This window comes from Marinicauda pacifica, from assembly GCF_004793635.1.
In the GTDB taxonomy this organism is placed as follows: domain Bacteria; phylum Pseudomonadota; class Alphaproteobacteria; order Caulobacterales; family Maricaulaceae; genus Marinicauda; species Marinicauda pacifica.
Window position 1 is genome coordinate 46,225 of record NZ_SRXV01000003.1, and the last position, 12,159, is coordinate 58,383.

General features: G+C 66.4%; 14 protein-coding genes. 8 read left to right on the plus strand and 6 right to left on the minus strand.

From position 1 onward, the window contains the following. Nucleotides 1-49: 49 nt before the first annotated feature. The 3 genes from E5162_RS10230 to E5162_RS10240 are packed head-to-tail and all read left to right on the plus strand — an operon-like array spanning nt 50 to nt 3,534. On the plus strand, nt 50-2,146 hold the full coding sequence (locus tag E5162_RS10230) for a TonB-dependent receptor (RefSeq protein WP_135945167.1): 2,097 nt from the start codon (nt 50-52) through the stop codon (nt 2,144-2,146). A 42-nt stretch (nt 2,147-2,188) separates the two neighbouring features. Next, entirely contained in the window at nt 2,189-3,337 is a 1,149-nt protein-coding gene (locus tag E5162_RS10235) for a PepSY-associated TM helix domain-containing protein (protein ID WP_135945168.1), read from the plus strand. Further along, nucleotides 3,334-3,534 (plus strand): hypothetical protein, encoded by a 201-nt coding sequence (locus tag E5162_RS10240; protein ID WP_135945169.1) that lies wholly within the window; start codon nt 3,334-3,336, stop codon nt 3,532-3,534. Before E5162_RS10235 ends, E5162_RS10240 begins: the two co-directional genes overlap by 4 nt. A 65-nt stretch (nt 3,535-3,599) precedes the next feature. On the opposite strand, the gene E5162_RS10245 is transcribed toward E5162_RS10240, so the two are convergent. From E5162_RS10245 to E5162_RS14760, 3 genes are read right to left on the minus strand one after another with little or no spacing between them, the layout of a single operon-like run. Then, the gene (locus E5162_RS10245) at nt 3,600-4,523 is read right to left on the minus strand and encodes a site-specific tyrosine recombinase XerD (protein ID WP_206751097.1); all 924 of its coding nucleotides are present in this window, start codon (nt 4,521-4,523) and stop codon (nt 3,600-3,602) included. Further along, the gene (locus E5162_RS14950; protein WP_206751098.1) at nt 4,520-6,187 is read right to left on the minus strand and encodes a hypothetical protein; all 1,668 of its coding nucleotides are present in this window, start codon (nt 6,185-6,187) and stop codon (nt 4,520-4,522) included. Before E5162_RS14950 ends, E5162_RS10245 begins: the two co-directional genes overlap by 4 nt. Beyond that, a complete protein-coding gene (locus E5162_RS14760; RefSeq protein ID WP_158291275.1) occupies nt 6,180-6,320 on the minus strand; it encodes a hypothetical protein in 141 nt (46 codons plus the stop codon). The genes E5162_RS14950 and E5162_RS14760 overlap by 8 nt, the downstream gene beginning before the upstream one ends. 138 nt (nt 6,321-6,458) lie before the next feature. On the opposite strand from E5162_RS14760, the gene E5162_RS10250 reads away from it, so the two are divergent. Genes E5162_RS10250 through E5162_RS10260 form a run of 3 tightly spaced genes read left to right on the plus strand, consistent with a single transcriptional unit; the run spans nt 6,459 to nt 9,407 of the window. After that, nucleotides 6,459-7,028, plus strand: a complete 570-nt coding sequence (locus tag E5162_RS10250) for a shikimate kinase (RefSeq protein WP_135945171.1) — start codon at nt 6,459-6,461, stop codon at nt 7,026-7,028. Then, nucleotides 7,025-8,134, plus strand: a complete 1,110-nt coding sequence (aroB, locus tag E5162_RS10255) for a 3-dehydroquinate synthase (RefSeq protein WP_135945172.1) — start codon at nt 7,025-7,027, stop codon at nt 8,132-8,134. Before E5162_RS10250 ends, aroB begins: the two co-directional genes overlap by 4 nt. Beyond that, the gene (locus tag E5162_RS10260; protein WP_135945173.1) at nt 8,124-9,407 is read left to right on the plus strand and encodes an HlyC/CorC family transporter; all 1,284 of its coding nucleotides are present in this window, start codon (nt 8,124-8,126) and stop codon (nt 9,405-9,407) included. Before aroB ends, E5162_RS10260 begins: the two co-directional genes overlap by 11 nt. On the opposite strand, the gene E5162_RS10265 is transcribed toward E5162_RS10260, so the two are convergent. Next, nucleotides 9,404-9,688: a BolA family protein gene (locus tag E5162_RS10265; protein WP_135945174.1), complete on the minus strand. Its 285-nt coding sequence runs from the start codon at nt 9,686-9,688 to the stop codon at nt 9,404-9,406. The two genes, E5162_RS10260 and E5162_RS10265, sit on opposite strands and share 4 nt — an antisense overlap. 54 nt (nt 9,689-9,742) lie before the next feature. Here E5162_RS10265 and E5162_RS10270 point away from each other — a divergent pair, with 54 nt between their 5' ends. Beyond that, nucleotides 9,743-10,369 (plus strand): J domain-containing protein, encoded by a 627-nt coding sequence (locus E5162_RS10270; protein WP_135945175.1) that lies wholly within the window; start codon nt 9,743-9,745, stop codon nt 10,367-10,369. 95 nt (nt 10,370-10,464) lie between these two features. Beyond that, on the plus strand, nt 10,465-11,454 hold the full coding sequence (gene cobS, locus E5162_RS10275) for a cobaltochelatase subunit CobS (RefSeq protein WP_135945176.1): 990 nt from the start codon (nt 10,465-10,467) through the stop codon (nt 11,452-11,454). A 10-nt stretch (nt 11,455-11,464) separates the two neighbouring features. Here the strand turns inward: cobS and E5162_RS10280 are convergent, their stop codons facing one another. Together E5162_RS10280 and E5162_RS10285 are read right to left on the minus strand one after the other, a co-directional pair. After that, nucleotides 11,465-11,857 (minus strand): type II toxin-antitoxin system VapC family toxin, encoded by a 393-nt coding sequence (locus tag E5162_RS10280; protein ID WP_158291276.1) that lies wholly within the window; start codon nt 11,855-11,857, stop codon nt 11,465-11,467. Beyond that, nucleotides 11,854-12,135 carry a type II toxin-antitoxin system Phd/YefM family antitoxin gene (locus E5162_RS10285; RefSeq protein ID WP_135945178.1) on the minus strand — a complete coding sequence of 94 codons (282 nt, stop codon included), beginning with the start codon at nt 12,133-12,135 and terminating at the stop codon, nt 11,854-11,856. The genes E5162_RS10280 and E5162_RS10285 overlap by 4 nt, the downstream gene beginning before the upstream one ends. Between the last annotated feature and the right edge of the window lie 24 nt (nt 12,136-12,159).

A 12,159-nucleotide genomic window follows, 5' to 3' on the forward strand; every position in this document is an offset into this window, starting at 1 on the left:
GGCAACGCTGGCGCTATCCACCGCACTGTCTCCCGCTTTTGCGCAGGATATGCCGAGCTCCGGGGAAACCGGAACCGAAGACGTGATCGTGGTGACCGGCGGCTCCCAGGTCCGCCTGGCAGACCTTTACGCCGGCGGTCAGGTCGCTCGGGGCGCACGCGCCGGCCTGTTCGGCAATATCGACATGATGGACTCGCCCTTCCAGGCGACCGCCTATACCGAGCTGCTCATTCGCGACCAGCAGGCCCGCAGCGTGGGCGACGTTCTGGCGAACGATCCGGTCGTGCGCGTGGCCAAGGGCTTCGGCAACTTCCAGGAACTCTATGTCGTGCGCGGCTTCCCGGTCTATTCCGATGACATGACCTATAACGGGGTCTACGGCATCCTGCCGCGCCAGTACGTCGCGGCCGAACTGATTGAACGCGTTGAAGTCTTTCGCGGCGCCAACTCCTTCCTGAACGGTGCCGCGCCGGGCGGCAGCGGGGTCGGTGGCGCATTCAACCTCGTACCGAAGCGCGCGCCGGACGAGGACCTGAACCGGATCACCCTGGGCTATGAGAGCAACGCCCATCTTTACGGCGCGGCCGACATCGCGCGCCGCTTCGGTGAAGACGACGCCTTCGGCATTCGCGCGAACGCTGCCTTGCGGAGCGGCGAGACCGCGATCGACGACCAGGACCGCGACCTGTCCCTCCTCTCCTTCGGTACGGACTATCGCGGCGAGCGCCTGCGCCTGTCGGCCGATATCAGCTATCAGGACCACCGCATCGACGCGCCGCGCCCGCAGGTCACGCCGCTGGGCGACGTTCCGGCAGTTCCTGGAAGCGAGACCAATTACGCTCAGCCCTGGACCTTCACCGACGAGCGCCAGCTCTTCGGCGTCGTGCGCGCCGAGTATGACTTTACCGACTGGTTGAGCGGATGGGCCGCCGCCGGGGCACGCAATGGCGAGGAAGAAAACCGCCTGGCCAACCCCTCGGCCACCGCGATCGGCACCACCAGCGCCTACCGGTTCGACAATACGCGCGAGGACGATGTGATCTCCGCCGATGCGGGTCTTCGCGCCGACTTCGTCACCGGGGCAATCGCGCACCGGCTCATCGCATCGGCTTCGGCCATTGAGAGCGAAAGCCGCAATGCCTACGCGTTTTCCAGCTTCGCCGGCTTTTCCGGAAACCTGTACGAGCCGTTTGCCGTCACCCCTCCGGCGGCAGACTTCTTCGTCGGGGGTGATCTCGACGATCCGCTGGTCACCGAGGAAGTCAGCAATTCCAGCTTCGCGCTGGCCGACATGATTTCGTTCTTTGATGGGCGCCTTCTGACCACGCTCGGCGTGCGCTTCCAGGACATCGAGACACGCTCCTTCGACTATAATTCCGGCGCGCAGATATCCACCTATAGCGACGATGCATTCACGCCGGCCGTTGGCCTGGTCTATCGCGCCAGCGAACAGATTTCGCTCTACGCCAACTACGCCGAGAGCCTGCAGCCCAGCCAGGTTGCCCCCGCGACATCGGGCGGCGTGCCGATCCTGAATGCAGGCGAGATCCTGGACCCGTTCCGGGGAGAGCAGATCGAAGCCGGTGTGAAGTATGACGGTGGCGATTTCGGCGCGACGTTTGCCGTCTTCGAACTCAACAAGCCAAGTGCCATCGTGGTCGACCAGCGCTTCACCGACGGGGGTGAACAGCAGGTGCGCGGGGTGGAGCTGACCGTGTTCGGCGAGCCGGTCGAAGGCCTGCGCCTGATCGGCGGAGCGACCTTGCTCGATGCGGAGCTGTCGCGCACGCAGGGCGGAACGAACGAGGGCAACACGCCCATCGGCATCCCGGAAGTCCAGTTCAATGCGAACGTGGAATGGGACGTGCGCGCCGTTTCCGGCCTGACGCTGGACGCCCGCGTGATCCACACCGGCAGCCAATATGTCAATGAAAGCAATACAGTAGAGCTCACAGACTGGACACGCTTCGATGCCGGTCTGCGCTACACCGTGACCGTGCAGGAGCGCGACGTGGCGCTCAGGGCTCGGGTGGAAAACCTCTTCGATGAGAAGTATTGGGCGTCCACCGGCGGCTATCCCGGCGCCAATTATCTGGTCCAGGGCGAGCCGCGTACCGTGAAGCTCTCCGCTTCGGTGGACTTCTGACCCTGAAGGAGCGGGCCGGGCGATGACCCGGCCCGGCCGCGCATGACGTCACGCAGTTTGAAAGCCTGGTCGGTTGTGCACACCTGGACGAGCCTGGTGTGCACGCTTTTCCTGCTGATGCTGTGTGTGACAGGGCTTCCCCTGATCTTTCACGACGAATTCGAGGACGCGCTGAACCCGGATGCTTGGCAGGCGGCGAATCCGGACGGTCCCATGTTGAGCCTGGATGCGATCCTGGGAGTTGCGCTGGAGAACCGGCCCGGGGAAGTCCCCCTCTTCATGAGCTTCGATACCGACCGGCCCGTGGTCAATGTGACGACCGGGCCGACCCCGGATGCCCCTGGTCCGCAAATGCATTTCGCCTCCTTCGACCGGACCAGCGGCGAGCTGGTCCCGCCGCGTGCCGATGCCGGTGGGGTGATGGATTTCCTCCTGCAATTGCACACCGACATGTTCCTGGGGCTACCGGGAATGCTGTTCCTGGGCGCGATGGGGATGATGTTCCTGGCCGCGATCGTGTCCGGCGTCGTGCTCTACCTGCCCTTCATGCGCAAGCAGGCGTTCGGCACGTTGCGCGTGAACCGGACCCGGCGCATCAAGTGGCTGGATTATCACAACCTTCTCGGCATCGTGACGCTGGCCTGGGTGATTGTTGTCGGTGCCACGGGCGTCATCAACACGCTGGCGACACCGATTTTCGACCTCTGGAAAGCCGAAGCACTCGCCGATCTGACCGCACCTTATCCCCACCGGAACGTGCCACTACCGGCTGCTATGAGCTCATTAGATCAAGCCGTGGCGCAGGCCGTTGACGCCGCTCCCGACATGACTCTCCAGTTCGTTGCCTTTCCCGGAGGCGATTTCTCTACTGACTTCCATTACGCCGTCTTCCTGCATGGCGACACCGCGCTGACCGAGCATCTGATCACGCCGGCGCTCATCGATGCCGAAACCGGCGCGTTCGCGGGCATGCGTGAAATGCCCTGGTACACCCAGGCGCTCTCGCTCTCGAAGCCGCTGCACTTCGGCGACTATGGCGGGCTGGCGCTCAAGCTGCTCTGGGCGATCCTGGATCTCGCCGCCATCGGGGTTCTGGCCACCGGACTCTATCTCTGGGCGGCGCGGGTCAGACGCCCCAAGCCGCGCCATTTGTCCGAGACCACGCTGGCCGCGCAGGAGCCGGCGCAATGAGGGCATACGAGTCCCGCCAGTCGCGCAAGAGAACGGCGATAGAGGTCTTCGCCTGGCCGACGGTCATCGCGGCGGTGTCGCTGTTCGGGCTGATCGCCGCGCTGATCGGCCATGGCGGGTATGACGTGCTGGGGGCGCTCGCCCTCCTCGTCCCGGTCGCCGCCGGGGTCTGGGCGTGGATGACGCGCCGGCGCTAAGGTCTTGCCTGGTCGCATTTTCGAACCGCGAAACCGGTGCCCACTTTCGCTGAAAATGCTCCGGGTTATTTCCGTGCCAGCGGGTGCACGTCGTTGACCAGCGATTTGAGCCGCTCTTCGAGGACATGCGTGTAGATCTCGGTCGTGGAGACGTCGGCATGGCCGAGCAGGGTCTGCACGGTACGCAGATCCGCGCCATTGGAGAGCAAATGCGTCGCGAAGGCGTGGCGCAGCACGTGCGGGCTGATCTTCTTCGGATCGAGACCGGCCGACACGGAGAGATCGGCGAGGATCTGGGCGAAGCGCTCGCGCGTGAGGTGACCGGCCTTCGCCGTGGACGACGGAAACAGGAAGGCCGAGGCCCGGCGGAAGGCGGTGTGGTCGCGCCGGGGCAGGTGCGCCTCACGCACCTGCTTGTAGTCGGAGACGGCCTGAATGGCGCTGTCTGTGAGCGGGACCAGCCGGTCGCGCCCGCCCTTGCCGGTCACGAGGATGCAGCGCTCCGCGCGGGCAAAGGCCGATAGCGGCAGGGAGACCAGCTCGCTGACCCGCAGCCCGCCGGCATAGAGAAGCTCGAGCAAGGCCAGCGTGCGCAGGCCGGCCGGGCCCTCCATGCGCTCGGCCGCCTCGAACAGGCGCTCCACATCCGCTTCGCTGAGGGTTTTCGGCAAGGGCCGGGCTTTTTTCGGCCCCGTCATGCCTGCGGCGGGATCGTCGCTGCGCACGCCCTCCTTCAGGAGGAAGCGGTAGAAGCGCTTGGCGGCCGACAGGCGCCGCGCACTGGTGCTCGCCGACAGGCCGTCGCGGGCCAGGCCGGAAAAAGCCGATTCCAGGTCCTCGGTGCGCGCCTCGTCCAGCGACCGTCCCGTGGCGCCGAGGCGCGTCTCGATGTCGTCGAGATCGCGCCGGTAGGCCTCCAGCGTATTGTAGGCGGCGCCGCGCTCGGCGGCCATCATGTCGAGGAAAAGCGCGATGGAGCGCGCGCTCACATCGCCCCCTCGGCGACCGCCTCCAGCACCAGACGGCGGGCCTCGCGGCGCAGACCGGCCTCTTCGAGAATCGCCGCCGCGCCGTAAAGGGCCGCCGGCGTGATACCGCCAGCCTCCACCATCCGGGCCGCAGTCAGCTGGGTCTCGGCCAGGGCCTGCATGCGGGCGGCCATCAGCCCGGCCGGCAGGAAGCCGGTCGCAGGCATGGCGCCCGGCTCGCCCGTCTCTTGCGGCTGGGGAAGCAGGGCCGCGCGCACGCTGGCAGGCACCGGGACGTTCAAGGCGGCAAGGCCTGCCGCCTCGGCCAGGCGCGAGGGCGTGCCAGCCTCGACGCGGGCGGCCAGGATCGCCTCGAAGCCCGGACCGGAGAGCCGGTCTTCGGCAATGGCAAGCGCGTAATCGAGCACGACCATGGTTTCGGCGGGCGGACGGGTCCATTCAGGTTCGTAGGCGGGAAGCCCGGCATTTTGCGGCGGGACCAGCCCGGCCGCGCCGGACGCGCTTCCCGTCCCCGGGCCGCCAGCCGCGCCGCCGAACGGATCGTCCATTCTCATGCGCGGCGGGCCGTCCATCAGCGCTTCGCGCCAGATGCGCGCCGTTTCCAGATCGCCATTGAGCAGGGCGGCGAGGACGAAGCCCTTGCCCCAGGCCAGGGTCTCGGCGGTGATCGGCAGGGTTTCGACCTCGTTGCCGTAAGCGCGCGCGACCTCCACGAAACGATCATTGGCCGCAGCTTCCGAGAGGCGCAGGGCCAACGCCTCGGCCGCGACGCCGCGATCCACATCCTGTCCGGCCAGCGCGCCGAGAGCCGCATTGCGCTCGGTTCCTTCAAGGCCGCGCGCCACGTCCAGCGCATCGGCAGGAAGCTGGGGCAGATCGATGGGCGGGCCGTAGCTCTGCGCGGCTTCGGCCAGCCAGAGCGGCGCGCCCTCGGCGACCTGAAGGCTGGCCTGCGGCGCCACTTCGTGCGCGAGGGCAAGCTCGATTCCTGTGGTCGGGCGCGCATCGCCCGGCAGGTCGCGGTTCAACGTATAGGCATCGAGCAGCGCATCGAATGCCGGAGCGTCTTCGACAGAACGGGCGAGCTCCGCCGTCAGCTCGGCCGCAGCCGTATTGCCGCCCAGCGCCGAGCAGACGGCGCGGGCGCGCAGCCAGTAGGCCTGGTCGCGGCCCTGCAGGAGCTGGTCGGCGGTCCGGCAGGCAGCGGTAGTTTCGCCCAGCGCAAAGGCAGCCTCGGCGTGAATGCGCGACAGCGCCGCCGACTGGCTCAGGCGCGGCGTGCGTTCGAGCAGGGCGAACGCTTCCCGCGCACCGGCCGCGGCCAGGGCCCGGTCGGCGCGGATCGCAGCCAGGGCAAAGGAATTATCGGCACCGCGCGGCGGCGGGCCTGCGGAAAGCAGGGCGCGCGCGGCAAGCCGGCTGGCCAGTCCAGATTGCCAGCCCTGACTGTCGGCAGCCGGAAGCGCGTTCAGAAGCGCGCGCGTCGTCCCAGCATCGCCGGAGACCCATGCCTGGTCGGACAGGGCCTGGCTGGTCCCGACCTGGAACGGGTCGACCATGCCCAGCTCGCGCACCTCGATACCGGGGCCGCGCGACGCACCTTCCTGGGCCAGGGCTGCGGGCGCACCGGCCAGCAGGACCGCGGCAAGAGCCGGTCTAATCATCGAGCGCATCGGTCACCTCGATCCGGACCTCTCCGGTTTCCGGGGCCATCCCGTCGGCCATCAGCAGGAGAATGCCGAAACCGCCCAGCACGAGCAGGGCCAGGACACCAAAACCGATAACAAATCCGCGCATGCGAGAGTCCTTGAGAGTCAGGAGAAATATGGGGCCAGTCTAACCGTTTGAATAAGGCGATTTCCAGACGTGCGCCACTGCCGGAAACCCGCGCGGCGATTGCCGCACCTGCCAGGCTTGCCTATACCATGAGATGACATGTCCTCGATCGATCTTCCCGTACCCGTTCAACGCTTTGACCGCCCGATCGTTCTGGTCGGCCTGATGGGCGTGGGCAAGACCACCGTGGGGCGCCGTCTGGCCCGCCGTCTCGGCTGGCCCTTCCGCGACGCCGACCACGAGATCGAGGCCTCGGCAGGACGCAGCGTCTCCGAGATCTTTGCAGACTTCGGCGAGACCGCCTTTCGCGACGGCGAACGCAAGGTCATTGCGCGTCTGCTGGAAACCGGAGAGCCGATGGTGCTGGCGCTTGGCGGCGGGGCCTTCGTGTCCGAAGAGACCCGCGAGGTGGTCAAGGCGAATGCCCTGTCGGTCTGGCTGCGCGCCGACCTCGACACGCTGATGGAGCGGGTCTCGCGGCGCAATACGCGCCCGCTCCTGAAGACCGAGAACCCGCGTGCGGTGATGGAGCGGCTGATGCAGGAACGCGCCGCCTTCTACAGCGAAGCCGATCTGGCGGTGGATACCGGCGACGGATCGCATGGACGCACGGTTATCGCTATCATCGACGCCCTGGCGCATCATCTGACACAGGAGACGTCCTCTTGAGCGCGAGACAGACGGTCCGCGTCGAACTCGGCGCGCGCAGCTATGACGTCATGGTCGGGGAAGGCGCGCTGGAATCGGCCGCGCTGCACCTGGCCGGGCTGTGCCCGAACGGGCGCGCCTTCCTGATCGCGGACCGGATCGCGCTCGCCCATCACCGCGACCGGCTGATGGCGACGCTGGAGGCCGCGCAGGTCCGGCCCGAAATCATCGAAATCGAAGGCGGAGAAGGCGCGAAGAACTGGACCCGGCTGCAGCAGGTCACCGAGGCCCTGCTGGAGCACAATATCGAGCGCAACGAACCGGTCATCGCCTTCGGCGGCGGCACGATCGGGGATCTGGCCGGATTTGCCGCGGCCATCGTCAAGCGCGGGACGCGCTTCATCCAGATCCCGACCACACTGCTGGCCCAGGTCGATTCCAGCGTCGGGGGCAAGACCGGCATCAACACGGCGCAGGGCAAGAATCTCGCCGGCGCCTTCCATCAGCCGGCCCTGGTCATCGCCGATACCGGCTTCCTGTTGAGCCTGCCGCGCCGGGAGCTGGCGGCCGGCTATGCGGAAATCGTCAAGGCAGGCCTGATCGGGGACCACGCCCTGTACGAACGCCTGGAAGAGGCCGGAAGCCAGGCGCTGTCGCTGCCCTACCTGACCGGTTTCATTGCCGCCTCGGTGCAGTTCAAGGCCGATATCGTGGCCGAGGACGAGCGCGAGGCGGGACGGCGCGCGCTGCTCAATCTGGGTCATACCTTCGGCCATGCCTTCGAGGCCGAGGCAGTGCCGGGCACGCTGGTCCATGGCGAGGCGGTGGCGGCCGGCATGGTGCTGGCGCTGCGCTATTCGGAACGTATCGGAACCGCACCGGAGGGGAGCGCGGCGCGCGTGGCCCGTCATCTTCGCGAGGCCGGCCTGCCCACGGGGCCCCGCGCCCTGCCCGGCGGGCCCTATTCGGCCGAACGCCTGGTCGAGCGCATGGACGGCGACAAGAAGAATAGCGGCGGCGCCATCACGCTGATCCTATCGCGCGGGCTGGGCGAAGCGTATATACGCCCCGGCGCGGACCGGGACGACCTGACCGCCTTCCTTCGAGAGGAGCTTCATGACCGTTGAGTTCGAGATGTGGATGGGCTGGGCTGCGCTCGGCGTCCTGATATTGCTCGCCCTGTCCGCCTTCTTTTCCGGGTCGGAAACGGCCCTGACGGCGACATCGAAGGCGCGCATGCTCACGCTCGACCGCGACAAGAACCGGCGTGCGGGCCGCGTGCTCTACCTGATCGAGGACAAGGAAAGCCTGATCGGGGCGATCCTGCTGGGCAATAACCTGGTCAATATCCTGGCCTCGTCCATCGCCGCGGCGGTCTTTCTGGCCATGTTCGGGGAGGCCGGGGTGCCCATCGCCACGCTGGTGATGACAGCGCTCGTGCTGATCTTCTCCGAGGTCATGCCAAAGACCTATGCGATTTCCAATCCCGACCGGATGGCGCTCGCCGTGAGCCTGCCGATCCGCATCGTCGTGATCGTGTTCTCACCGGTCGTCGCCGGCGTGCAGACCATCGTGCGCGGCGTGCTGCGCCTGCTGGGTGCGAATGTGGAAGGCCCGGTGCTGTCTGCGCACGAGGAAATCCGCGGCCAGATCGACCTGCACCACGAAGAAGGCGGCGTGGTGAAGGAAGACCGCGACATGCTGGGCGGGGTGCTGGACCTGCGCGAGCTGACGGTCGACGACGTCATGGTTCACCGCAAATCACTGATCATGCTGGATATCGAGGACAGCCCGGAAGTCCTGATGCGTGACGCGCTCAACAGTCCGCATACGCGCCTGCCCCTCTATCGCGGCGACAGCGAGAATATCGTCGGCATCCTGCACGCACGCGATCTGGCGCGGGCCCTGTACGAAGCCGATGGCGACGCCAGCAAGGTCGATATCGGGGCGATCAAGCGCGAGCCGTGGTTCATCCCGGAAACGACCGAGCTGCTCGACCAGCTCTCGGCCTTCCGCGAAAAACGCGAGCACTTCGCCCTGGTGGTGGACGAGTATGGCGCGCTGCGCGGCATCATCACGCTGGAAGACATCATCGAGGAGATTGTCGGCGAGATCGAGGACGAGCACGATATCACCATCGAGGGCGTGACCACCCAGCCGGACGGATCGGTGATCGTGGACGGCACGGTGCCGATTCGCGACATCAACCGGGCGCTCGACTGGGATCTGCCCGACGAGGAGGCGGTGACGGTGGCCGGCCTGGTGATCCACGAGGCGCAGACCATTCCCGAGGCCGGTCAGGTCTTCCGGTTTCACGGCGTGCAGTTTGAAATCCTGGAGCGCCGCCGCAACCAGATCCAGAAAATGCGCATTCGCGAGGAGCCGGAGATCGAGGTCTAGGGGGAGGCCGGTTCGTCCGGTGCGCTCGCCTTGATGGCCAGAGCGTGGACGCCGTCGGCGATTTCCTCGGTCAGCGCCTTGTTGACGGCGCGGTGGCGCTGAATCCGGGTGAGGTTTTCGAACGCGTCCGCGACGATGGTGACGGTAAAATGCGTTTCGCCCGCCCCGTCCGGATTGCCCGCGTGGCCGGCGTGCAGCGCGCTGTCATCGCTGACATCCAGGTGCCGGGGCGCGAAGGCCCGGGTCAGCGTCTGCTCGATGCGCGCTTTCATCTCTGACATTTCACGTCTCTCTTCATTGCCCGGCAAGGGCTGCGCCCCCATACTCTGGCGGACATGTCACAAGACTACAGATATCGCCCGCGGTTTAAAGACATCCGCATCAAGCCGCCCAAGGATGAACCGCGGGCGCAGGAGCGCGTGTGCGAGTATCCCAAGTGCAACCGCAAGGCCGATAGCCGCGCGCCGAAAGGCCCCAAGCAGCTGCACGAATATTACTGGTTCTGCCAGGGCCATGCCGGCGAGTACAACAAGTCCTGGAATTTCTTCGAGGGCATGAGCGAGTCCGCGGCCAAGTCCTACCAGGAATCGATGTCCTACGGGCACCGGCCGACCTGGAGCTTTGCGCGTGCGGGAAGCACGCGAAAGCAGGCCGAGCGCGCCTCGGTGGACTGGCAGAAAGCCTTCTTCGACCCGCATTCCTTCTTCGGCGACCGCCCGCCGCCGAGCCATGAGAAGGCCAAGGCGCGTCAGGAAGGCCCGCGCCTGGGCCGCCTGCTGGAACGCGCGCTCGACGAGATGGGCCTGGAGTATGGCTGCGACAAGAGCACGGTGCGCAAGCGCTATGCCGAGCTGTTGCGCACCTACCACCCGGACTCCAATGGCGGGGACCGCAGCTATGAAGACCGGCTGCAGAAGGTCGTCGCCGCCTACCAGATCCTGAAAAGCTCCGGCCACGCCTGACGCCCGGCATTTACGCCGCGCGGCTGGCAAGACGATGCTGCACGCGCTAACTAAGCGGGCAGAGACTTCGAACGCATGGGAATAGTGGATACGCGATGACTGACGACACCCTGACCGCGCTGACCCCCGACACGCTGGCCGACTGCAAGACACTGTTCGGGTTCGATCCGGGCTTCGAGGTGCCGGCCTTCAAAGAGCGCGACAGCCACGTGCCGGCGATCGACGACACCTATGTCTTCGACGAACCGACCACGCGCGCCATCCTGGCCGGCTTCGCCTTCAACCGGCGCGTCATGGTCCAAGGTTATCACGGCACCGGCAAGTCGACCCATATCGAGCAGGTCGCCGCGCGGCTGAACTGGCCGATGATCCGCGTCAATCTGGACAGCCATGTCAGCCGGATCGACATGGTGGGCAAGGACCAGATCGTCGTGCGCGACGGCATGCAGATCACCGAGTTCCAGGAAGGCATCCTGCCCTGGGCGGTACAGCGCCCGGTCGCGCTCCTGTTCGACGAATACGATGCGGGGCGTCCGGACGTGATGTTCGTCATCCAGCGTGTGCTGGAGGCCTCGGGTGCGCTGACCCTGCTCGACCAGACGCGCGTGATCCATCCGCACAGCCATTTCCGGCTGTTCGCGACGACCAACACGGTGGGCCTGGGCGACACGACGGGGCTCTATCACGGCACCCAGCAGATCAACCAGGGCCAGATGGACCGCTGGTCGATCGTTTCGACGCTGAACTATCTGCCGACCGAGACCGAGCAGGCCATCGTGAGCGCCAAGCTGGGCGCCTTCGCTGCCGGCAAGGAAGGCCAGGCCCGCGTGGCCGACATGGTCAAGGTCGCCGACCTGACGCGCGAGGCCTTCATCAATGGCGATCTGTCCACGGTCATGAGCCCGCGCACCGTGCTGACCTGGGCGGAAAACGCGCAGATCTTCGACGATACCGGCCTCGCCTTCCGCCTGACATTCCTGAACAAGTGCGACGAGCTGGAGCGCCCGATCGTGGCCGAATTCTACCAGCGCGTCTTCGGCGAGAGCCTTCCCGAGAGCCGGGTCAAGCCGGGCCAGGCGGCGTAGAGCGAGCGGCTCACCAGATCCGCTTGACGCCGTAATCGTCGAACACCGGGTCGGCGCTGACGATGGCCAGATCGCGCGCCATGGCCTGCGCGGCAAGCATGCGGTCAAACGGATCGCCATGATGAGACGGGAGGCGGGAGACAGCTCGGCAATCGGGTAGCGCAACCTCGAGAATGGAGACAGAAGCGGGCGGGCCATCGCGCGTGATCCGGTCAAGCCAGGGCGCAAGCGGACCGGAACGCTCGGCGCCGAACTTGCCGACCTTTATTCCGGCCTCCCAAAGCGAGGCGATGCTGATCAGGATCTGGTCAGCATCGCTCAATGCCCGGACTGCAGGTTCCGAGAGGCGGCCCCCACCCACGATCCACCACGCACACGCATGCGTGTCCGCAAGAAGATTCAAGCCTTCGGCTCCTCGAATTTATCGATCGATTCCAGCTGCTCGATTTCCTCGTCCGTGAATGCCGGTGCCAGCAGGATGTCGTTCGCCTCCTTCGACCAAGGGCCGAGATCGCTCCACGCGCCGGGCGTGTGGCGGGGCCGGGGCGCGCCGGTCTCGGCCGCACTGAGACGGGCCACCGTCTTGTTGCCGCGGCGGATGATGATCTCCTCGCCCGCTTCCACCTCGCGCAGGAGGCGGGAGAGGTGCGTCTTGGCTTCGTGCACGGTTACGGTTTTCATCGCAGACCACCATATGGAGCAGGA